Here is a 22,601-nt window from a genome sequence, read left to right on the forward strand (position 1 = left end):
AAGCTTTGCTCCTACAGGTTTGGTGCAGGTATTCGATCAGTGCTTGGCCACTACAAGGTCTTTCGGCAGCTTGAAGGTCCAGAGCATGCCGCCCTGGTTGAAATCCTTGATGCGCTTGGCCACTTCGCCGCCCCACAGCGGTACGGCGCCGCCCCAACCGGAGAGGACCGAAACGTACTGTTCGCCGTCCATTTCCCAGGTCACAGGCGAGCCGAGTACGCCGGAGCCGGTCTGGAATTCCCAGACTTTCTCGCCAGTCTTGGCATTGAACGCCTGCAGGAAACCTTCCGGCGTGCCGGTGAACACCAGATTGCCCTTGGTGGTCAGCACTCCGCCCCACAGCGGCGCGAAGTTCTTGTGGCGCCAGACTTCCTTGCCAGTTTTCGGGTCGATGGCGCGTAGCACGCCGATGTAGTCTTCATTCAATGGCTTGATGGTGAAACCGGCACCGAGGAACGCCGCACCTTTCTTGTAGGCGATGCCTTCGTTCCAGATGTCCATGCCCCATTCGTTGGACGGCACGTAGAACAGCCCGGTGTCCTTGTTGTAGGCCATCGGCATCCAGTTTTTCGCGCCGAGGAATGCCGGAGCTACGAATACCGAACTGCCTTTGGCTTCGGTGCCTGGCGCGCCTGGGCGGCTGGCTTCGTTGTAGATCGGCCGGCCCTCTTTATCCAGGCCGGTTGCCCAGGTGATTTTGTCCACGAACGGGAAGCCGCGAATGAATTTGCCGTTGGTGCGATCCAGCACGTAGAAGAAACCGTTACGGTCAGCGGTCGCGGCGGCTTTGATCTCTTTGCCGCCTTCGGTGTAGTTGAACGAGACCAGCTCGTTTACGCCGTCATAGTCCCAGCCATCGTGAGGCGTGCTCTGGAAGTGCCATTTGATGGTGCCGTCGTCCGGGTTGAGCGCCAGGCGCGACGACGAGTAGAGGTTGTCGCCAGGACGCAGGTGCGAGTTCCACGGCGCCGGGTTGCCGGTGCCGAACAGCAGCAGATTGGTTTCCGGGTCGTAGTAACCGCCCAGCCAAGGGGCGGCGCCGCCGGTTTTCCAGAGATCGCCGGGCCAGGTCTTGCCGGCTTCGCCGCCGGAGATGCCGTTCTCTACCGCTTTGCCGTCCTTGTAGGTGTAGCCCATGTGGCCTTCGACGGTGGGACGGGTCCACAGCAAGCTACCGTTTTTCGGGTCGTAGGCTTCGATCTTGCCAACCACCCCGAACTCGCCGCCGGCGACACCGGTGATCAGTTTGCCGTTGATCACCAACGGCGCGGCACTGATGGAATAGCCTTCCTTGTGGTCGGCGACTTTCTTGCTCCAGACGACTTTGCCGGTGTCTTTGTTCAGGGCCACAAGCTTGGCGTCGAGGGTGCCGAAAATCACCAGGTCGCCGTACAGCGCGACCCCCCGGTTGATCACGTCGCAGCAAGGGCGGATGTCATCGGGCAGGCGCGCATCGTATTGCCAGAGCTTCTTGCCGGTGCGCGCATCCACCGCAAACACCCGCGAGTAGGAACCGGTCATGTACATCACGCCGTCCTTGATCATCGGCTGTGCTTGCTGACCGCGTTGTTTTTCACCGCCGAAGGAGAACGCCCAGACCGGCCGCAAGTCCTTCACGTTGTTGACGTTGAGCGTGTCCAGCGGGCTGTAGCGTTGACCCTGGACGCCCAGACCGTTGGTGACGATCTGCTCCGGGTTCTTGGGGTCCTGGAGGATGTCTTGATCGGTGACGCCGGCCAGCGCGGTGCCAGACAACAGCATGGCACTGAGCAGCACGCTCAAGACGAAGGGTTGGCGACGTGCGGGTTGGGTCATGACGGCTACCTCTGCAGTTTTTGTTATACCCGGGAAATTTTCCCGGTCTGGTGCAGATTCTTGGGCGCCGCCGCCCTTGGAACAATTGCCCGCAGTGCTGAGATTGCTAGTTCCTTAGTACCGGGTCGGAGGAGATCAACACAAGTCCCCTGTGGGAGCGAGCCGGCTCCGGGCGGCGTTCCGACGATGAGGCCCTTACATTCAGCATTGATGTCGGCTGATACACCGCCATCGCGAGCAGGCTCACTCCCACATTGGATTTGTGTTGGTCATTTGTTCGCGGCGGAATCGACTCGGGTCATTTGTGCGCGCTCGTAACGCGGATACAAATGGCTGATGCTGCGGATCAGTTCGTAACGACTCAGGCTGATCCCGGCGAAACGCTCGGGGATAGGGCTGCGGATCATCTCAGCCATGTCGCTGCCATTGGCGGCGCCATCGCACATCAACTGGTCGAGCCAGCTGAGGTAGTCACGCATTTGCTCGAACGGCTGCTGATCGCTGGCCACCGGTCCATGGCCGGGGACGATCAGCGTCCACGGCAGGCCTTGAAGGGTGGCGATGTCCGCCAGCCACACAGCCAACCCCGGGCTGTTGGGCGTGGTCAGCGCCCGTTGGTAAAACACCAGGTCCCCGGCAAACAGCACGCCGGTTTTCTGGTCGAGAATAGCCAGATCCGCGCCCGTGTGCCCACCCAGGCCCAGCAGACGCAGATCGTGATTCCCAAAACTTCGCACACCGGGCGTCAGCGTCCGGGTCGGCAACACCACCTCGGTGCCGCGCATCCAGTCGCCCACCAGGCGATACATATTCTCGGCCATGGCGTCGCCCTGCTGCTGCAACAGCTCGGTGGTGCCGGCCAACGCGCTGATCGGCACATCACTGAAGGCCTGGTTGCCGAGCACATGATCAGGATGATGATGGGTCAGCAGCACCTCGATCACCGGTTTGTCAGTGGTTGCGGCAATGGCTTTGCGCAGCGCTTCGCCGTAGCGTTTCGACGGCCCGGTGTCGATCACCACCACACCCTGCTCGGTGACGATGAACGCGGTGTTGACGATGTTGCCGCCATTGGCCTTGGCGAAATTGTCGGTGCTGCCTTCCAGCAGCCAGGTGTCTTCGGCGATCTGCCGGGGCTTGAGTGAGTAGTCGAGTTCGGCCAGGGCCGGCAGGCTCAAACCGATGAACAACAGCAGCATCCAGCGCATCACGCGCTCCTTTGGGTCAAGGTATGGCCGCATCGAATTGATTGCCGCTGTTGTCGCGCAGCATCAGACGCGTCTGCCCTGCCCCTTCGATATCAAAGGCCAGGTTGGGGTTTTCACTGACGGCGGGAAACAGCTCAAGACGGGCCAACAGTTGATCGTTCTGATCCCGCAGTTCGGCATGGTTGATGAAAAATTCCGGGATGCCGCTGACCATGCCGTTGTCCATCGGGTGCGCCACCTGCAAGCGCACGCGACTGAATTCACCCCGGGGATAACGACCGCCCAGCACTTCGCCGATGTGCTCTTCCCAGCCCGGCTGAGTGCGCACCACACTCGGTGCCGTGCAACCCCCGCCCGCCGCATCGATCAGCGTCGAGCCGACATGCCACAGCCCATCACGGGTCAGCACTGCCGCGCGCAACGGTGTCGCCTGTTCGATACGGATGCGGATCGACAGCCACGGCAGCACGCGGTCCAACGGCTGGAAATCGACAATTTTCGGCAAAGGGTTGAGTTCGGCCCAGGCGAGAATTTTCACCACCTCGCCCTTGAACGCTCGCGCGTCGATTTCCAGCGGTACTTGCCGGGCGTCTTCGGCGAACGGCGGCGCCAGCACCTTGACCCGGTCGTCGAACACGAATGGCGCATCGCCGAGCATTTGCTTGTGATAGAAGGCCCACATCACCGACGGCACAGGGTCTTTGCCCGGATCGATGTCCACCGCGTGCGCGGCGATGGGTAACCAACAGGCCAACAGACAACTCGCTCGCCAGTTCACTATTGATACATCTCGGGCACGTCATAGCGCAGGCCGTAATGGCCATAAATCTTTTTGACAGCGCCCTCGCGGATCAAGGCTTCCAGCGCCTCCTCCACGGCATAGGCCAGTTGACGGTTGCTTTCATGCACCGCCATGCCGATCTCCCACAGCTGCTTGCCCATGTTCGGGTAGGCGTTCTCCGCCAGCGCCACTTGCGGGTCCGCCGCTTCATGCACTTGCCAGTCGATCTCGCCGCGCATAGCCATGACCGCGTCGACTTCACCGGCCTTCATGGCCGCGAAAGCCTGGGGCACGCCGGGATAATGGTGGGTTTTGCCGGCGAGCATGCCGTTGAACACCGAGGTCAGGTAGAACGACGGCACGCTGTCGACTTCGACGCCGATCGGATGGTGCTCGAACACCGCGACGCTACTGACCTTGTCCAGCCGACGACGGTCATAGGCGACCTGCCATTGTTCGTTCTGGTACGGCCCGAACATCACCACATGACCGTTTTCCAGCTCACCCAGTTCATTGCGTTTTTGCGCGTAATCACGGTCGTACGGCACGCGCATCATCAGGTCGGCCAATTGCAGATCGTGCAACTGACTGGCGCGCCAGATGTAATCGCGCAGGTCATCGTCGAGCTTCTCGCCGGCAGGTGCCCAAATCAAAGTGAGCCGCACGCCGAGAGCCTTGGCCAACGCTTCGGCGAGTTCGACATCAACGCCAAGGGCCTGGCCGGCGTCTTCAAAACTGTAGGGGGCGAAGTCCTTGTAGACGGCCACTTTCAGCTCCCCGGCGGCGATCATTTCGTCATAGGTACGAACCTGCGCCTGCACGGCCTGGCAGCACAGCAACACAGCGCTGATCAACACAGCAAGCAGGCGCATGGGTTACTCCTCGACGCGAACGGTGTCCAGGTAAGTGCGTACCGCCCACAAGGCTTCCTGGCTCAGGTAGTCGGCCATCTTCGGCATGTAGACCCGGCCGTCACGCACGGCGCCGTGGCGCACGCGTTCGACGAACCATTCATCACCCGCCTCGCCGACATCCAGCATGCGCAAATCGGGGGCGATGCCGCCAGACTTGGCTTCCAGGCCATGACAGGCCGCACAGTTCTGGTTGTAGGCCGAAGAGCCGATTTCCACGGCCTTATCGTGTTCCGGAGTGGCGCGATAAGGGTTCACTGCGGCCCAACCATCGGCATCGACCGGTACGCCAGCGTCCTTGATCGGGGTCAGACCCGGGGTGGCGACAGCCTGGGGGACCACGTTGCCGTGAGCCCAGACCGAACCTGCACTGATAACGCCGGCCAGCAGTCCGGCAACGAGCAAGGCGGTGCGTTTTGTTGTCATTGTTATGCCCTCTTGATTGCACGCAAAACCTCTTTGAAGAGGCTATGGCACCCATCTTAGAAAGGGCTTCGCGCAAGCCCCATGCTGCTTTGGTGGTCGCCGTCTAGTTCCTTGGTAGTAGGGCTTGTGGCGTCACAGGGCCGACACGCCTAGCGCCCCGGCGTCATGGGCAAGACCAGCAACGGCGCGGGACGCGGGCCGTGGAGTTTGTCGACACCGATCAGGGTCAGGATCAGCAGCAACGGCAGAAGCAGCGCTTTGAGAATACGCATGATCGATCGCCTCCAAAGTGATGGCCGTTGTTATCCATGCTAAAACCGCGCCGCCCCGGACGAGTTACTACCTTGGTACTGGCTCACCGGTACTTTCTGCATATTTTCTTCTGCCTCACAGCGTTCCTATGCTGACGCTACCTGTAATGGAGTGCCTTATGCGCCAGCTTGCCCCTTACGCCCTGATCTACCTGTTGGCGATTGCCTGCGCCGCCGGGTTGGCGACCCAGAGCCAGGCTGCCGACGCGCCGTTGCAGGTGCAGATCGGATACCTGGGCTATCGCCCTGATCCGGGCCCGGTGCTGTCGAACGTCATTCCCGAGCCGGTCGATGCCGGGTTGCGTGGCGCCGAACTGGCGATCACCGACAGCAACAGCACCGGACGTTTCCTCAACCAGAGCTACAGCCTGGTCAGCGTCAACGTCGACAATCCCGATGCCCTGGTCGAAGCGGCCAAGGCTCAACATGAACAAGGTCTGCGCCTGTTTGTCGTCAACGCACCGGCCGCCAGCCTGCGCCGGCTCAGTGCGGTGCTTCCTGACAGTTTGCTATTCAACGCCGGCAGCCCCGACGACAGCCTGCGCACCACCGACTGCCTGCCGAACGTGCTGCACAGCCTGCCGAGCCGGGCGATGCTCGCCGATGCGCTGGCGCAATTTCTGGTAGTGCGTAAATGGCAACGGGCGCTGCTGATCGTCGGCCCGACCCCGGACGATCAAGCCTATGCCGCCGCTCTGCGCCGCGCCGCCAAACGCTTCGGCCTGAAACTGGTCGCGGAAAAAGCCTGGAGTTTCGACAACGATCAGCGTCGCAGCGCCCAAGCCGACATGCCGCTGTTCACCCAGACAGCCGAGTACGACGTGGTGCTGGTGGCGGATGAACGCGGTGATTTCGGCGAATACGTGCCCTACCAGACCTGGTACCCACGGCCGGTCGCCGGCACTCAGGGCCTGACCCCGGTGGGTTGGCACAAAACAGTGGAAACCTACGGCGCTGCGCAGTTGCAGAAACGCTTCGAAGCCCTGACCGGGCGCTGGATGAATGACCGCGATTTCGCAGCCTGGATCGCCGTGCGCAGCATCGCCAGTGCGGTGAGCAAACTGCGTCAGGTCGATCCGATGGCGATCCGTACGCTTGAAATCAGCGATCAATTGCCGCTGGACGGTTTCAAGGGTCGCAAGCTCAGTTATCGGCCGTGGAACGGCCAGTTGCGCCAACCCATTCCCATCGTGCAGCCCCGGGCGCTGGTCAGCACGTCGCCGCAAGACGGCTTCCTGCACCCCGTCAACGAAATGGACAGCCTCGGCTACGACAAGCCCGAGGTCAGCTGCCGCTTTCCCTGATCCAACTTTCCATAAAAATCACAAAAAAAGGATTCCGCCATGCGCCGCACCCTGCTCTGCCGCTCCCTGCTTTCATGGGCCCTGCTGCTCGCCGCCGGGCAGGCCACGGCCAGCACCGCCTGGGTCTCCAACGAAAAGGACAACAGCCTCAGCCTGATCGACCTGCAGACCCTGCAAGTCACCGACACCCTGCCCGTCGGCCAGCGCCCGCGCGGTCTGCTGCTGTCCCACGACAATAAGCTGCTGTACATCTGCGCCAGTGACTCGGACCGGGTCCAGGTAATGGACGTTGCCACGCGCAAGATCATCAAGGAATTGCCCTCGGGCAAGGATCCTGAGCAGTTCGCCCTGCACCCGAGTAATCGCTGGCTGTACGTTTCCAACGAAGACGATGCGCTGGTGACAGTGATCGACACCGAAACTTCCAAGGTACTGAGTCAGATCAGCGTCGGCGTCGAACCCGAAGGCATGGCCGTCAGCCCTGACGGCAAGTGGGCGGTGAACACCAGCGAAACCACCAACATGCTGCACTGGATCGACACCAGCACCCAGACCCTGGCCGACAGCACGCTGGTGGATCAGCGACCGCGCTTCGTCGAGTTCACACCGGATGGCTCGAAGCTCTGGGCCTCGGCGGAAATCGGCGGCACAGTGACGATACTTGACGTCGCCACCCGCAAGACCCTCAAGACCCTGACCTTCCAGATCAAGGGCGTGCACCCGGACAAAGTCCAGCCGGTGGGGATCAAACTCAGCGCCGACGGCAAGTACGGTTTCGTCGCCCTCGGCCCGGCCAATCATGTGGCGGTGATCGACGCCAAGACCTTCGAGATCCTTGATTACCTGCTGGTCGGGCGACGGGTCTGGCAGATGTCATTTACCCCGGATCAAAAGCAATTGCTGGCCACCAACGGCGTTAGCGGCGATGTGTCGGTGATCGATGTCGATAACCTCAAGGTCACCCGATCGATCAAGGTCGGGCGCTACCCGTGGGGCGTGGTGGTGACGCCATGAACGCACTGGAAGTCAGCGAGCTGAGTTTCGCTTATGGTGCGAAAGAGGCGTTGCGTCAGGTGGGTTTCAGCCTGGCGCCCGGCCGTTTCGCGGCGCTGCTGGGGCCGAACGGCGCCGGTAAATCGACGCTGATTGCCTTGCTCACTCGACTCTACGATGTGCAGCGCGGTGACATCCGCGTCGGTGGATGTTCGTTGCGCAACGCGGCGCGTCCGGCGCTCAAGCAATTGGGTGTGGTGTTTCAGCAAAGTACGCTGGACCTGGACCTCAGCGTCGAGCAAAACCTGCGTTATCACGCCGCGCTGCATGGGATGTCCCGGCGTCAGACCGGCCTGCGGGTCGACGCCGAACTGGCTCGTCAAGCCTTGACCGAACGCCGTCGCGAACGGGTGCGCGAACTCAATGGCGGCCACCGTCGCCGGGTGGAAATCGCCCGTGCGCTGCTGCACGAACCGCGCCTGCTGCTGCTCGACGAGGCCAGCGTCGGTCTCGACCCGGCCAGTCGGCTGGCGCTCAATCAACACATCCGCAGCCTGTGCCTCGAGCAAGGCATCAGCGTGCTCTGGACCACTCACTTACTCGATGAAGTACAGCCGAGCGACGACTTGTTGATTCTGCATCAGGGCCGGTTGGTCGCCAGCGGACAAGCCGACACCCTGAGCCTGGAACACGGCGGCGACCTGGGTTCGGCCTTCACTCGACTGACGATTTCAGGAGCCGCCCAATGAATGCCTACTGGCAATGTTTCAGCGGCATCGTGCTGCGCGAATGGCTGCGTTTTGTGTTGCAACGCACGCGGTTTCTCAGCGCGTTGGTTCGGCCATTGCTGTGGCTGCTGGTGTTCGCCGCCGGTTTTCGCGCGGCACTCGGGATCGCGATCATCGAGCCCTACGACACCTACATTCCGTATGAGGTGTACATCATCCCTGGCCTTGCCTGCATGATCTTGCTGTTCAACGGCATGCAAGGTTCGCTGTCGATGGTCTATGACCGGGAAATGGGCAGCATGCGCGTGCTGCTGACCAGTCCCCTGCCCCGGACTTTCCTGCTGTGCAGCAGACTGTTGGCCACCTCGCTGATCTCGCTCTTGCAGGTCTATGCCTTTCTGACGATTGCCTGGGTGTACGGCGTGCAACCACCGGCCATGGGACTGTTGATCGCCTTGCCGGCGTTGCTGCTGGTGGCGTTGATGCTCAGCGCGTTGGGCCTGTTGCTGTCGAACGCGATCCGTCAGCTGGAGAACTTTGCCGGGGTGATGAATTTCGTGATCTTCCCGCTGTTTTTCCTGTCGTCGGCGCTGTATCCGCTGTGGAAGATGCGCGAGTCCAGCGAGTGGCTGTACTGGTTGTGCGCATTGAACCCATTCACCCATGCGGTGGAACTGGTGCGGTTTGCCTTGTATGAACGCTTCAATCCGTTGGCGCTGGCGGTCTGCGTGGGGCTGACGCTGATATTCGCGCTGCTCGCCGTGTTCACCTTCAACCCGCAACACGCCGCCCTGCGCAAAACCAACTAGCAACACAGTTCCCCTGTGGGAGCTAACTGTGGCGAGGGGATTTATCCCCGTTCGGCTGCGAAGCAGTCGCAAACCCGGTGAATACGGTTTTTCTGAAACACCGTAATCACAGGTTCAGGGCCGCTTCGCGACCCAACGGGGATAAATCCCCTCGCCACACAGGCTCGCTCCCACAGGGGATCTCTGTTCAATTGGTTGAAAATTACTACTTTAGTACTGGTTTTCCTGTCTATCGTCGCATTCCAATCGCACCGAGACTGGCATGTAATAGGTTCGTAACTATAAGGACTGAACCCATGCCGCGTGCCCGACGTCGTCTGCTGCGCCCTTCTCTCGCCGCGCTATCGCTGAGCCTGTTGCTGGGCGTCGCGCAGGCCGAAACACCGCTGTTTTCCGCTGACGGCTATCGCATCGGTCTGTACCGCAGCCCGACCCCGAATCAAGTACAAGGCGCCGACATCATCGATACCGCGGCCCTGCAAACCCTGCTGACCCAGACGCCGCGTCCGGTGCTGATCGACGTCTACCGCCGTCAGTGGTTGCAAGGACGTTTCATCGAGGATCAGCCCCACGAAAACCTGCCCGGCAGCCATTGGTTGGCCAATACCGGCGACGGTGACCTGACGCCCGACTGGCAGGACTATTTTGCGCGTAAGCTGAACACATTGACCGCAGGTGATCTCGCGCAACCGCTGGTCTTCTACTGCCGCTCCGATTGCTGGCTGAGCTGGAACGCCGTGAAGCGCGCCGCCGCCATGGGCTATAAGACGCTGTATTGGTATCGCGACGGCCTGGACGCCTGGCAGGCAGCCAACTTGCCCGTATCGCCGGCCCAGCCCGAGCCCTTCCCCTGACCTTTACGCGTGCGAGTTGTTGCCACACCCTAAACAAAATAATGAGGTGAAAGGCTATGTACAAAATTCTGATTGCCGACGATCACCCGCTGTTTCGCGAAGCCATTCATAACGTCATCAGCGACGGTTTCCCCGGCAGCGAAGTGATGGAAACCGCCGACCTGGACAGCGCCCTGGTGCTGACGCAGGAACACGACGACCTGGACCTGATCCTGCTCGACCTGAACATGCCCGGCATGCACGGCCTCAATGGCCTGATCAACCTGCGCAACGAGGCGCCGACCATTCCGGTGGTGATCGTCTCGGCCGAACAGGACAAACAGGTCGTGCTGCAAGCCATCACTTACGGCGCGGTGGGTTTCATCACCAAATCCTCGCCACGGGTGCAAATGACCGAAGCGATCCAGCAAATACTCAATGGCAATGTCTACTTGCCGCCGGACATCATCCGCACGCAAAAATGCGGCACAAGGCGCATGAACGATGCCCCGAGCTTCCCACCGGAACTGCTCCAGGCCTTGACCCGCAAGCAGTTGCTGGTGCTCGAACGCATGACCAAGGGCGAGTCGAACAAACAGATCGCCTACACCCTGGAAATCGCCGAAACCACGGTCAAGGCCCACGTCTCGGCCATCCTGCGCAAGCTCAATGTACACAACCGGGTGCAGGCGATCCTGAGTGCCGGGGATATTGATTTCGGATCGTATTTACGGCGCTGAAACCGAGTCGCCCCATTCGCGAGCAGGCTCGCTCCCACATTGGATCTGAGTGAACTCGGTCAATTGTGGGAGCGAGCCTGCTCGCGATGAGGCCCTCACAAACACCGCAAGACTCAAGGCCTGCCGAGCAAGTGACTCATCGCGGTCTTGAGCTTCATCGGCCGCACCGGTTTGTGCATCAGGGTGTGGCCCAGTTCGCGGATCTGCTGCTTCAGCTCGTTGCTGTAGTTGGCGGTGATCATCATCGCCGGAATCGCCGAGCCGCGACGGGCGTTGATCCGGGCCACGGCATCGACGCCGTTCTGATCGTCGTTCAGGTGATAGTCGGCGATCAGCAAATCGGCTTCTTCGTGATAGTTGTCCACTTGCCGCGCCAGGTCCTGCTCCGACAGTGCCGTGACCACCAGACACCCCCACCCTTCGAGCAAGGTGCGCATGCCGGCGCAAATGGCCGCGTCGTTGTCCAGCACCCACACCCGTGCCCCACGCAGGCGTTCAAGCATCGGTTCACTCATCAGCAGACTTGGCAGCGCCTTGGGTGCCGTGGCGCTGAGCGGCACTTCGACCGAGAACATCGAGCCCTTGCCCGGCCACGAACGCACATGAATGCGGTGACCGAGAATCCCGGCAATTTTTTCGACAATTGCCAGACCCAGACCTAACCCGCGATCCTGATCCGGACGCTGCACATCACCGCGCTTGAACTCCTGAAAAATCTCCTCGAGGCGGTTTTCGGCAATGCCCATGCCGCTGTCCCAGACCTCGATCGACAGGCGCTGGTGATGACGCCGGCAACCGAGCACCACACGACCGCTGTAGGTGTAGCGAATGGCGTTGCTCAACAGATTGCGAAGAATCCGCGCCAGCAACTGAATGTCGCTGCGCACCAGTGCCGAACAAGGGATGAAATGCAGCTCCAGGCCTTCGCTGCGAGCCACCTGGGTGTACTCGGCCGCAAGGTTTTCCAGCAATTCGCTCAGGGCAAACGGCGCAATGTCGGCCTTGATCACCCCGGCATCCAGTTTGGAGATATCAACCAGCGTACCCAGCAGGTTCTCCACATCTTCCAGAGAGTTGCTGACATTACGCACCAGAATGGCATTGGCCACCGGCTCCCGCCGTTCGAGTAACGCACTGGTAAACAGCCGCGCGGCGTTCAGCGGTTGCAGCAGGTCGTGACTGACGGCGGCGAGAAATTTGGTCTTCGACAGGTTGGCCTGTTCGGCTTCGAGTTTGGCTTCACGCAGGCGAGATTCTGCCCGTCGACGCTCATCGATTTCACGCAGTAATTGGTCGTTGAGCGTGGTCAGTTCCGCCGTGCGTTCGCGCACACGTAACTCAAGATTCTGATAAGCCTGGTGCAGCGCTTCAGCGGTGCGGCGGCGTTCGGTGATGTCGCGGATCAACACGAAAATCCCCACCACTTCCCCGGTGGCCAGGCGATTGGGTACGTAGGAGCGCAGCATGTAGCGCTCCTGATTGTTGATGTTGGTTTCGGCGAACTCGAACGTCACGCTCTCACCGGCCAGGGCCCGGGCCACGTAGGCTTCCAGGCGTTGGTAATGCTGTTCGCTGTGGACTTCGCGCAGGCTCTGCCCAAGCATCACGCCCCGAGGCCAGCAGTACCATTCTTCATACACCTTGTTGGTGAACTCGTAGACCAGATCGGCATTCAGGTAGGCGATCAGCGCCGGCACATGGTCGGTGATCAAACGAATCCAGCGCTCGCTTTCGCTCAGCGCTTCGGCGTGTTGGTAGCGCTCGGTGATGTCGGTGAAGGTGTTGACGAAACCGCCGGTGGGCAACGGATGGGTGCGGATTTCCAGCACTCGGCCATCGTATAGGCGCTGCTCGCATTCCTGCACGTGCCGCCCGTTTAGATCCCGACTGGCCGGGGTCAGCAGATTCAACTCGCTGTCGCCGATCACTTCGGCAAACGGACGATGAGCCGCCACCGGGGCCAGGCCGCTGAGTTCGAGGAAACGCCGGTTCCACAACTCCAGAATGCCCTCGGCGTTGACCATCGCCACGCCTTGGGACAGGTTGTCGACCGCCCGTTGCAACAAATGCGATTTCTGCGCTACCGCTTGCTCGCGGCGCACGGTTTCGCTGAGTTTGACGTCGGTAATGTCGGTGAACAGGATCACCCGCCCGCCTTCCTGGGTGGGTCGTTCGCTGACTTGCAGCCAACGACCGTCCTGCAGGCGATAGAGCAGGTTTTCGTCGGCATGCCCACGCGGTTCTTCAGTGAACAGCCCGGTGGCAGACATCAGTCGCTTGACCTCGGCCAGGCGCATGCCGGCGTTGATCCGCACCCGGCTGTTGCCCCAGAACGCCTTGAAACGGCTGTTGAACAGCACGATCCGCTGGTCCGCATCGAACAGCACGAACGCGTCGGAAATGCTCTCGATGGCATCGATCAAATGCTGATGCGCGGTTTCCGCCCGCAGGCGTGCCTCGCTGAGCAAGTGATTGCCCGACTTGAGTTCAGCCATGGCCTGATTCAACGCGTCGGTGCGTTCACGCACCTGCTCGGCCAGCACCACCGAATGCTGGAACGCCGCGTACGGGTCGTTGCCGCGAGTAATGCCGGACTCGATCCGCTCGATCAACGCGCAATTGATGCGCTGCAGTTTGTGGTTGTCGCGCTGCAGGCTGGCGATCTGTGCCTGAAGCTCAGCGGTGTCCAGGGGACCGGCCTCGGGCAATGGCAACCCCGGTGAAGGTCTGGTTGATGTGCATGCCATTGAACTGTTCTCCGTAGGTGTTGAAACCCATCACCCGTTGATCACGCAAAAACGTTCCGATCTGCTCCAGACTGCCGCCGTCTTCGAGTTCCAGACGCCTGAGAAAGCAGTCGCAGCCGATGGTCAGCAACAGATCGCCGAGGCGCTCCTGCAAGCCTTCGAACAGGGTTTGCAGATTCGGCAGCATCGGGCCGGGCGTCATGACGGTGAGGACGATGCCGTTTTCCACCGCGCAGTAGAAACTCAGGCTCAGGTCCGGATGAACCTGCTGAATTGCTCGTACGTAATACTGATCGTTGATCCGCACGGCCAACGGGTGCGCGGCGAAGATCCGATGATCGAGCTCGGCCACCGGCACGCCGATGTGCCGGGCGTATTCCTCGGCGGCCGGCTCGGCATTCAGTTCAAAGACCCGGCGCGACGCGCTGTCGGCGCCGGTGACCACCAGCTTTTCCGCCCTCGGCAGGATGTGGTGAGTGGTGAACACCTCGAAGTCCAGCCAGGTGTTGACCAGCACCACCACCGCCGCGCCGCTGTGAAACTCGCCATTAAAATAGACGTGGGTGTGGGTCAGGTAATTGTCGTCGCCGGCCGAACCGCCGAAATGCGGGATGTCGCCCAACGCCGCGCTCAGGGCCGCAAGGACCATTTCTTCACGACTGGACAACCCATCGAGCAAGGTCAGGGCAAAGCTGTTGCCCTTGATCGGCGCCAGGGTATTGCTGCGACAGCCGCTGACCAGTCGTTCGACCATTTGCTGAGCGTCGATCAGGCTGAAACGCTCCATCTCAGAGATCAGTTCAGCGTCGATGGAAAAATGCCGGTGGTCGAAGCCCACCGCGGTCACGCAATTGCGGCCGTAGCCAAGGGGCGTGATTTCCCCGGCGCTGGTGCAACCCACCAGGCGAATGCCGCCGAAGCTTTGTTGCAAGGCCTGGCCCAGCGCCTGCAAGTCGTACTCGGCGGAACAGAAGAACAGCACGAAGCCCAAGTGCGGGTGCAACAGTTGTCGCGCCAGTTCCTGGGCCACCTGTTGGGCATCGGTGGCCTGGGACATTGCACTGACCACACCTTCACTCTGGACCTGCTGCATCGTCGCCTCCCGCAGGTGCGCATGTATGAGGTTCGAGTGTACGAAGCCTGTGAGCTGCTACGTATGCTACTTGGGTAGCGGGTAGCCGCTTCGATGGGATGAGAACCGGACGGTATCTTCAACGCACCGCAGGCCCCCTGTAGGAGCAAGGCTTGCCCGCGAAGAGGCCGTAACATTCAACATTAATGTCGACTGATACACCGCTTTCGCAGGCAAGCCTTGCTCCTACAGGGGATCTGCGTGGTGGCGAATCTCGCCGCGATGCGCGCAGCCAGACTCGCCACCCAAGAGTTACCAGGTCAGCACCGCCCCCACCGCAAAGGTGTCGGTATCTTCGTTCTGGTCGCTGGTGTCGTGGCCGTTGATTGCGAACTGGTTGTACTCGGCCACCAGCTTGAGGTTGTCGTTGACGTCATGGAACAGCGCAACGCCGCGCGTTTCGTAGTCCGCGCCGCTGCCGACCACGCCATTGCCGTCGTCGTTGGTTTTGCCGTAAGACAAGGCCAAGCGGTTCTTGCCCAGTTTGTAGGAGCCCTGCAGCAGGTAACCGTCACTGTCGACGTTGCGCAGGGTCGGTTCGCCGGCGTTGTTGGTGAAGAACGGATTGATGCCCTTGGCCTGGAAACCGGAGCCGGTGAGGGACAAGCCGCCCATTTTCGCCTGCACGCCATAGCCGACGCCTTTGGAGGTGATGGACTCGACGGTGGAATCGGTATTGTCCGAGGTCTGGTAGCTGCCGTTGACCCAGCTGTAGATCTTCGCCCCGGCAACGTCGAACTGATAGGTGATCTCGCTCTCGGTGCGCGGGTTCTCCTGATAGGCCTTGCCCAATGGACTGCTGTCGTTGGTGTCCACCGGGTCCATGATCCCCACGGCCACCCGCAGTCCCTCCATCACCGGCGTGCGATAGGTAATCTGCGACGTCGGGAACGGGTACGGATAACCCGTGCCGATGTTGCCGAACGACACCCCGCCACCGTCCACCAGCCCCAGGGAATCGCTGACCTGGCCGTAACCGGCGAGCATTTCATCCAGCAGGATGTTGGAACGGGCGAACAGGCCGAAGTCCTTGCCGATCAGCACTTCGCCCCACTCCGGGTTGGCCACGGTGCCGTAGAACTGCCGCACGTCGATGGCGGTGTCGGTGCCGTTGGTTTCACTGTCGTTGATGGTCACCCAGAAGGAAGACCGGGCGCCGAGCTTGAGGTCATCGACCTGCTTGCTCATATTGAAGCCCAGGTAGTTGGGCAGAAAACCCATTTTGACCCGCGCCTGTTTCCGGTCGAACTGGTCGCCGGCACGGTCCACATCGCTGTTCACATAGAAGGCGTTGATGTAGCCGTCGGTGGAAAACGTGGTCTGGTCCTTGTCGTACAGCACGATCTCGGCTTCGGCCATCGAACTCAAACCGAGGGTCGACAGGCCGGCGATGAAGGCAGGCAAGAAACGATGCTTGATGTTCTTATTGTTGTGCATGACGCGCTCCGCAGCGGGGGACTGGATGTCGGAGGCGATTATCGAAAGCTGACCGGCGGCGTCATACGCTGCCTTGGAGGCGGTTTTGAAGTGCTTTGGAGTGGCAGGTCATGCGCGACAAGTTCGGTGTAAGACCGTCCGTCGACGAGGCCCGGAACTTAAGGTGTACACCTGTGGAACGGACTGGCCTCCACAGGAACCGGTACTTGCTAGACGCCCGCTCTAAACAGCATGTAAGCGGCGACCACGACACAGATGCTGGCGAAGCCGATCTGCAATCCCCGGGCCGGCACTCGCGCGCAAAGCCTTCGGCCAATGATCATGCCGACGATGCTCGCGACGATAAACGCCACGCCCAAACCGTCAATTCGCACCCCGGCCTGAAACGCGCCGATCACCCCGATGGCGGAAATCAGGCTGATCACCATCAGGGACGTGGCGACGATTCCGCGCATCTGCACATCCGTCAGCTGCTTGAACGCCGGGACGATCAGGAAGCCGCCGCCCACCCCGAGCAGCCCGGAGACCACACCGGTCACCGCGCCCAGTGCCGCGAGGGTTGCGGTGCACTTGGCGGTCCAGGAAAAGCGCCCGGTCTGCTGATCGAGCATGCAGTTCTTCTGGCCCCAGTTGGCGTGGCCGTGGTCGCTTGGTCCCTCTTCCTGTCGCTCACGGCGCAGCATCCGCCAGGCCACCATGACCATCAGCAGGCTGAACAGGATCATCAGGACTTTTTCCGACAACTGATGGGCGAAGAAGATGCCTACCGGCGAAAAAATCGCCCCCAACAGGGCGATCAGCAAGGCTGCGCGATAACGCACCAGGCCATGACGCAACCCGTCAATGGCGCCGACAGCCGCCGCACTGCCCACCGCAAAAAGTGCGACCGGCGCAGCCTGGGTCATGGTCAAACCCAGCCCCAGCACCAAGGCCGGCACCGCAAGAATGCCGCCACCGGCGCCGGTCAAACCCAGTACCAACCCCATCACCACGCCAAAGAAACTTGCCAGCAACATAAAACACTCGTGATCTGCAAAAAAAGCCGGGAGCGCCCGGTATCGATGACTGACAGGATAGAGCCCACGCAGCTTTTTTCATTAATTGAATTGATGCGGGCTGGTCAGCGCAGGGGAAATGAAACTACCCTCAAGGCTTGTCCAGAAAGAAACGGCCACCATGCCTGCCTTGATTGAAGCTTTTTTAGACCCTGCCTCGTCGACCTACAGTTACGTGATCTACGAGCACGATGGCGGGCACTGCGCGATCGTCGACCCGGTGCTCGATTACGACCCCGCCGCCGGACGAACCGCCACCGCCCAGGCCGACAAGATCATCGCCTTCGTTCGCCAACATCAGTTGCAGGTGCAATGGCTGCTGGAAACCCACGCCCATGCCGATCACCTGTCTGCCGCGCCATATTTGCGTCGGGAACTGGAGGGGAAGATTGCTATCGGCGAATCCATCAGCAAGGTTCAGGGGGTGTTCAAGACCCTGTTCAACCTTGAACCGGAATTCTGTATCGATGGTTCGCAATTCGATCATCTGTTCGCGCCGGATGAATCGTTTCGCATCGGCAATCTGAAAGCCACGGCGCTGCATGTGCCCGGCCATACGCCGGCGGACATGGCCTACCTGATCGACAGCGATGTGATTCTGGTGGGCGATACGCTGTTCATGCCGGACGTGGGCACTGCTCGTTGCGACTTTCCCGGCGGCAATGCCAACCAGATGTTTGCCTCGATCCGTAAACTGCTGGCCTTCCCTGCCGGCGTGAGACTTTATGTCTGCCACGATTACCCGCCTGAGGGCCGCGAACCTCAGTGCATGAGCACGGTGGGCGAGCAGCGCAAAAGCAACATTCATATCCATGACGGTATCGACGAAGCCGCGTTCGTCGCCATGCGCACCCAGCGCGATGCCGGGTTGGGTATGCCGACGCTGTTGCTGCCGGCGATTCAGGTGAATGTGCGGGCAGGGAACTTGCCGCCGGCCGAGGGCAATGGCGTCACTTACTTGAAGATCCCCCTGAATAAACTCTGAGCGTGGGAACGATCAAAGATCCCCCTGAATAGACTCTGCCCCTGTAGGAGCACGGCTTGCCGGCGATGACGTCCTTGAGATCGCCATCGCGAGCAAGCTCAGCTCCTACAGGGTCCGGGGCGCGTTCGAATGATCGCATTCACGCGAGGGTCAGGCCGTTGGCCGGCAACGGCAGCGCGGTTTTATAGCGCACCTGCTTGAGCGCAAAGCTCGAGCGGATGTTGGCAACGCCGGGGACTTTGGTGAGGAAGTCCATCATGAAGCGCTCCAGCGACTGAATAGTCGGCACCAGTACGCGAATCAAATAGTCCGGGTCGCCGGCCATCAAATAGCACTCCATCACTTCCGGGCGATCCGAGATCGCCTCCTCGAAATGCTGCAACGCCTCCTCCACCTGTTTTTCCAGGCTGACGTGAATGAATACATTGACGTGCAGCCCCAGCAGCTCGGCATCCAGCAGGGTCACTTGCTCACGAATCAGGCCCAATTCTTCCATCGCCTTGACCCGGTTGAAGCACGGCGTCGGTGACAGATTGACCGAGCGTGCGAGGTCGGCGTTGGTGATGCGCGCGTTCTCCTGAAGGCTGTTCAAAATGCCGATATCGGTACGGTCCAGTTTGCGCATGAGACAAAACCACCTGTTTTTTATGTTTATGCAGATTTTTTATCCTCAAATGATCGCCAACGCAACGAAACAGAGAGAAATATTCTTCTGGGCCCGGCCTATGATTGTTGTAGGACAAGATTTCTTTCATCGAAGAATGACGGTCAGCTCACTACAAGAAATTCACAAGATCGAGCGTAGAAGCCATGAACCAAGCGTACGAACCGCTGCAACTGCACGTTCCCGAACCATCGGGCCGTCCTGGCTGCAAAACCGACTTCTCCTACCTGCGTCTGACCGACGCCGGCACGGTGCGCAAACCCCCAATCGACGTTGAACCGGCCGACACCGCTGATCTGGCCAAGGGCCTGATTCGCGTGCTCGATGACGAGGGCAATGCCCTCGGTCCATGGGCCGAAGGCGTACCGGCCGAGATCCTGCGTAAAGGCATGCGCGCCATGCTCAAGACGCGGATCTATGACAACCGCATGGTGGTCGCCCAGCGTCAGAAAAAAATGTCGTTCTACATGCAGAGCCTTGGCGAAGAAGCCATCGGCAGCGGCCAGGCCCTGGCGCTGAACGTCGATGACATGTGCTTCCCGACGTACCGCCAGCAAAGCATTCTGATGGCGCGGGAAGTGCCGCTGGTGGACCTGATCTGCCAGTTGCTGTCCAACGAGCGTGATCCGCTCAAGGGACGTCAGCTGCCGATCATGTATTCGGTTAAAGACTTCGGCTTCTTCACCATTTCCGGCAACCTCGCCACCCAATTCGTACAAGGCGTGGGCTGGGGCATGGCCTCGGCGATCAAGGGCGACACCAAAATCGCCTCGGCCTGGATCGGCGACGGCGCTACCGCTGAATCCGACTTCCACACCGCCCTCACCTTCGCCCACGTTTACCGTGCGCCAGTGATCCTCAACGTGGTCAACAACCAGTGGGCGATCTCCACGTTCCAGGCGATTGCCGGTGGTGAAGCGACTACCTTTGCCGGTCGCGGCGTCGGTTGCGGCATTGCCTCCCTGCGGGTCGATGGCAACGATTTCGTCGCGGTCTACGCCGCCTCTGCCTGGGCCGCCGAACGCGCCCGCCGCAACCTCGGCCCGACCATGATCGAATGGGTCACCTACCGCGCCGGTCCGCACTCGACTTCCGATGATCCGTCCAAATACCGTCCTGCCGACGACTGGAGCTATTTCCCGCTGGGCGACCCGATTACGCGCCTGAAGCAGCACCTGATCAAGATCGGTCAGTGGTCCGAAGAGGAACACGTCGCCGTCAGCGCCGAACTCGAAGCCGAAGTGATCGCTGCGCAAAAAGAAGCCGAGCAGTACGGCACCCTCGCCGGCGGCCAGATTCCAAGCGCCGCGACCATGTTCGAAGACGTCTATAAAGAGATGCCGGAGCACTTGAAGCGCCAGCGTCAAGAGTTGGGGATCTGACATGAACGATCACAACAACACAATCGAGTTCAACACGGAAACCGCCATGACCACGACCACCATGACCATGATCCAGGCCCTGCGCTCGGCCATGGATGTGATGCTTGAGCGTGACGACAACGTCGTGGTGTTCGGCCAGGACGTTGGCTACTTCGGCGGTGTGTTCCGTTGCACCGAAGGCCTGCAGAACAAGTACGGCACCTCCCGGGTGTTCGATGCGCCGATCTCCGAAAGCGGCATCGTCGGCGTCGCCGTCGGTATGGGCGCTTACGGTCTGCGGCCGGTTGCCGAGATCCAGTTCGCCGATTACGTCTACCCGGCGTCGGACCAAATCATTTCCGAAGCCGCCCGCCTGCGTTATCGCTCGGCCGGCGAGTTCACCGCACCGATGACCCTGCGCATGCCTTGCGGCGGCGGCATCTACGGCGGCCAGACGCACAGCCAAAGTATTGAGGCGATGTTCACCCAGGTCTGCGGTTTGCGCACGGTGATGCCGTCCAACCCGTACGACGCCAAAGGCTTGTTGATCGCCTCCATTGAAAACGATGACCCGGTGATCTTCCTCGAGCCAAAACGCCTGTACAACGGCCCGTTCGACGGTCACCACGAACGCCCGGTAACCCCGTGGTCGAAACACCCGGCCGCACAAGTGCCGGACGGTTACTACACCGTGCCACTGGACGTCGCAGCCATCACCCGCCCGGGCAAGGACGTGACCATCCTGACGTACGGCACCACCGTTTACGTTTCGCAAGTCGCGGCTGAAGAAACCGGCATCGACGCTGAAGTCATCGACCTGCGCAGCCTTTGGCCGCTGGACCTGGACACCATCGTCAAGTCGGTGAAGAAAACCGGCCGCTGCGTGATCGTTCACGAAGCGACCCGCACCTGCGGTTTCGGCGCCGAACTGGTCGCCCTGGTGCAAGAGCACTGCTTCCACTACCTGGAAGCGCCTATCGAACGCGTCACCGGTTGGGACACTCCCTACCCGCACGCACAAGAGTGGGCGTATTTCCCTGGTCCGTCCCGAGTGGGCGCGGCTTTGCATCGGGTTATGGAGGTCTGAATGGGCACGCACGTTATTAAAATGCCGGACATTGGTGAAGGCATTGCAGAAGTTGAATTGTCGGTTTGGCACGTCAAAGTCGGCGACATGGTCGTCGAAGATCAGGTATTGGCCGATGTCATGACCGACAAGGCGATGGTCGACATCCCTTCGCCGGTGAACGGCAAGGTGATTGCGCTGGGCGGTGTGCCGGGCGAAGTCATGGCGGTTGGCAGCATCCTGATCAGCATTGAAGTCGAAGGCGCGGGCAACGTTAAAGAGTCGGCTCAGCCTGCACCTGTTAACGAAGCGCCGGTTGCGGCACCGAAAGTTGCCGCCGCTGCTGAAAGCAAACCGGTTGCTGCTGCAGCGCCGCGAGCTGCCGTTTGCCAAGGCCCGATGGTTGCCCGCGAAGCTGATGAGCGTCCGCTGGCCTCCCCGGCCGTACGCAAACATGCGCTGGACCTCGGCATTCAATTGCGTCTGGTGCGTGGCACCGGCCCTGCCGGTCGGGTCCTGCACGAAGACCTCGACGCCTATCTGGCCCAGGGTCAGCAGCCGCAATCCAGCGCTGCCGCCGCTTACGCCCAGCGTAACGACGAAGAACAAATCCCGGTCATCGGCATGCGCCGCAAGATTGCCCAGCGCATGCAGGACGCTACTCAGCGCGCCGCTCACTTCAGTTACGTCGAAGAAATCGACGTCACCGCCGTGGAAGAACTGCGCGCTCATCTGAACGAAAAACACGGCGCGACCCGCGGCAAGCTGACCTTGCTGCCGTTCCTGGTCCGCGCATTGGTCGTTGCCCTGCGCGACTTCCCGCAGATCAACGCCCGTTACGACGACGAAGCCCAGGTCATCACCCGCCTCGGCGCGGTGCATGTCGGCGTCGCCACGCAAGCCGATATCGGTTTGATGGTGCCGGTGGTCCGTCACGCTGAAACCCGCAGCCTATGGGACAGCGCCGCCGAGATCTCCCGCCTGGCCACCGCCGCGCGCACTGGCAAAGCCAGCCGCGATGAACTGTCCGGCTCGACCATCACCCTGACCAGCCTCGGCGCCTTGGGCGGCATCGTCAGCACCCCGGTGCTGAACCTGCCGGAAGTGGCGATCGTCGGCGTCAACAAAATCGTCGAACGGCCGATGGTCGTCAAAGGCCAGATCGTGATTCGCAAGATGATGAACCTCTCCAGCTCCTTCGATCACCGCGTGGTCGATGGCATGGACGCGGCGCAATTCATCCAGGCCATTCGTGGCTTGCTCGAACAACCCGCTACCCTGTTTGTGGAGTAAGG

General features: G+C 60.9%; 21 protein-coding genes. 10 read left to right on the forward strand and 11 right to left on the reverse strand.

What is annotated here, in order from left to right; all coding sequences use genetic code 11:
• Positions 1–36: 36 nt before the first annotated feature.
• The 6 genes from ACYZUA_RS18525 to ACYZUA_RS18550 all read right to left on the reverse strand — a co-directional run bounded on the left by ACYZUA_RS18525 (position 37) and on the right by ACYZUA_RS18550 (position 5,413).
• Positions 37–1,815 carry a PQQ-dependent methanol/ethanol family dehydrogenase gene (locus ACYZUA_RS18525; RefSeq protein ID WP_461960040.1) on the reverse strand — a complete coding sequence of 593 codons (1,779 nt, stop codon included), beginning with the start codon at positions 1,813–1,815 and terminating at the stop codon, positions 37–39.
• A 269-nt stretch (positions 1,816–2,084) separates the two neighbouring features.
• Entirely contained in the window at positions 2,085–3,023 is a 939-nt protein-coding gene (locus tag ACYZUA_RS18530; protein ID WP_461960041.1) for a quinoprotein relay system zinc metallohydrolase 1, read from the reverse strand.
• A 16-nt stretch (positions 3,024–3,039) separates the two neighbouring features.
• Positions 3,040–3,801 (reverse strand): quinoprotein dehydrogenase-associated SoxYZ-like carrier, encoded by a 762-nt coding sequence (locus tag ACYZUA_RS18535; protein WP_461960042.1) that lies wholly within the window; start codon positions 3,799–3,801, stop codon positions 3,040–3,042.
• Positions 3,801–4,676 (reverse strand): substrate-binding periplasmic protein, encoded by an 876-nt coding sequence (locus ACYZUA_RS18540; protein WP_461960043.1) that lies wholly within the window; start codon positions 4,674–4,676, stop codon positions 3,801–3,803. The genes ACYZUA_RS18535 and ACYZUA_RS18540 overlap by 1 nt, the downstream gene beginning before the upstream one ends.
• A gap of 3 nt (positions 4,677–4,679) precedes the next feature.
• Complete coding sequence (gene pedF / locus ACYZUA_RS18545; RefSeq protein WP_461960044.1) at positions 4,680–5,141, reverse strand: cytochrome c-550 PedF; 462 nt, start codon at positions 5,139–5,141, stop codon at positions 4,680–4,682.
• A 149-nt stretch (positions 5,142–5,290) separates the two neighbouring features.
• Positions 5,291–5,413, reverse strand: a complete 123-nt coding sequence (locus ACYZUA_RS18550) for a hypothetical protein (RefSeq protein WP_008149743.1) — start codon at positions 5,411–5,413, stop codon at positions 5,291–5,293.
• A 158-nt stretch (positions 5,414–5,571) separates the two neighbouring features.
• Between ACYZUA_RS18550 and ACYZUA_RS18555 the strand changes: the two genes are divergently transcribed.
• From ACYZUA_RS18555 to ACYZUA_RS18580, 6 genes are all read left to right on the forward strand, one after another.
• Positions 5,572–6,756 (forward strand): ABC transporter substrate-binding protein, encoded by a 1,185-nt coding sequence (locus ACYZUA_RS18555; protein WP_461960045.1) that lies wholly within the window; start codon positions 5,572–5,574, stop codon positions 6,754–6,756.
• 39 nt (positions 6,757–6,795) lie between these two features.
• A complete protein-coding gene (locus ACYZUA_RS18560) occupies positions 6,796–7,770 on the forward strand; it encodes a YVTN family beta-propeller repeat protein (protein WP_461960046.1) in 975 nt (324 codons plus the stop codon).
• Complete coding sequence (locus ACYZUA_RS18565) at positions 7,767–8,498, forward strand: ABC transporter ATP-binding protein (RefSeq protein WP_461960047.1); 732 nt, start codon at positions 7,767–7,769, stop codon at positions 8,496–8,498. Before ACYZUA_RS18560 ends, ACYZUA_RS18565 begins: the two co-directional genes overlap by 4 nt.
• On the forward strand, positions 8,495–9,286 hold the full coding sequence (locus ACYZUA_RS18570; protein WP_461960048.1) for an ABC transporter permease: 792 nt from the start codon (positions 8,495–8,497) through the stop codon (positions 9,284–9,286). The genes ACYZUA_RS18565 and ACYZUA_RS18570 overlap by 4 nt, the downstream gene beginning before the upstream one ends.
• A 296-nt stretch (positions 9,287–9,582) precedes the next feature.
• A complete protein-coding gene (locus ACYZUA_RS18575; RefSeq protein WP_461960049.1) occupies positions 9,583–10,140 on the forward strand; it encodes a PQQ-dependent catabolism-associated CXXCW motif protein in 558 nt (185 codons plus the stop codon).
• Between the two features lie 56 nt (positions 10,141–10,196).
• A complete protein-coding gene (locus tag ACYZUA_RS18580) occupies positions 10,197–10,859 on the forward strand; it encodes a response regulator transcription factor (RefSeq protein WP_008149733.1) in 663 nt (220 codons plus the stop codon).
• 113 nt (positions 10,860–10,972) lie between these two features.
• Here the strand turns inward: ACYZUA_RS18580 and nahK are convergent, their stop codons facing one another.
• From nahK to ACYZUA_RS18600, 4 genes are all read right to left on the reverse strand, one after another.
• A complete protein-coding gene (gene nahK, locus ACYZUA_RS18585) occupies positions 10,973–13,567 on the reverse strand; it encodes a hybrid sensor histidine kinase/response regulator NahK/ErcS' (RefSeq protein ID WP_461964043.1) in 2,595 nt (864 codons plus the stop codon).
• Positions 13,536–14,699: a nitric oxide-sensing protein NosP gene (gene nosP / locus ACYZUA_RS18590; protein ID WP_095128174.1), complete on the reverse strand. Its 1,164-nt coding sequence runs from the start codon at positions 14,697–14,699 to the stop codon at positions 13,536–13,538. The genes nahK and nosP overlap by 32 nt, the downstream gene beginning before the upstream one ends.
• Before the next feature lie 291 nt (positions 14,700–14,990).
• Positions 14,991–16,175, reverse strand: a complete 1,185-nt coding sequence (locus ACYZUA_RS18595) for a porin (protein ID WP_461960050.1) — start codon at positions 16,173–16,175, stop codon at positions 14,991–14,993.
• 209 nt (positions 16,176–16,384) lie between these two features.
• Positions 16,385–17,191, reverse strand: a complete 807-nt coding sequence (locus ACYZUA_RS18600) for a sulfite exporter TauE/SafE family protein (RefSeq protein ID WP_461960051.1) — start codon at positions 17,189–17,191, stop codon at positions 16,385–16,387.
• Between the two features lie 160 nt (positions 17,192–17,351).
• On the opposite strand from ACYZUA_RS18600, the gene ACYZUA_RS18605 reads away from it, so the two are divergent.
• Positions 17,352–18,215 carry an MBL fold metallo-hydrolase gene (locus ACYZUA_RS18605; RefSeq protein ID WP_461960052.1) on the forward strand — a complete coding sequence of 288 codons (864 nt, stop codon included), beginning with the start codon at positions 17,352–17,354 and terminating at the stop codon, positions 18,213–18,215.
• Between the two features lie 139 nt (positions 18,216–18,354).
• Here the strand turns inward: ACYZUA_RS18605 and bkdR are convergent, their stop codons facing one another.
• Complete coding sequence (gene bkdR / locus ACYZUA_RS18610) at positions 18,355–18,840, reverse strand: Bkd operon transcriptional regulator BkdR (protein WP_046048920.1); 486 nt, start codon at positions 18,838–18,840, stop codon at positions 18,355–18,357.
• Between the two features lie 185 nt (positions 18,841–19,025).
• On the opposite strand from bkdR, the gene ACYZUA_RS18615 reads away from it, so the two are divergent.
• The 3 genes from ACYZUA_RS18615 to ACYZUA_RS18625 are packed head-to-tail and all read left to right on the forward strand — an operon-like array spanning position 19,026 to position 22,599.
• Positions 19,026–20,261: a thiamine pyrophosphate-dependent enzyme gene (locus ACYZUA_RS18615; protein ID WP_461960053.1), complete on the forward strand. Its 1,236-nt coding sequence runs from the start codon at positions 19,026–19,028 to the stop codon at positions 20,259–20,261.
• A gap of 1 nt (position 20,262) precedes the next feature.
• Positions 20,263–21,327, forward strand: coding sequence for an alpha-ketoacid dehydrogenase subunit beta (locus ACYZUA_RS18620; RefSeq protein WP_461960054.1), 1,065 nt, complete (start codon positions 20,263–20,265; stop codon positions 21,325–21,327).
• Entirely contained in the window at positions 21,328–22,599 is a 1,272-nt protein-coding gene (locus ACYZUA_RS18625; RefSeq protein ID WP_461960055.1) for a dihydrolipoamide acetyltransferase family protein, read from the forward strand. It abuts the gene before it with no gap.
• The last annotated feature ends 2 nt before the right edge of the window (positions 22,600–22,601 follow it).

Source organism: Pseudomonas sp. LS2P72 (assembly GCF_054897865.1).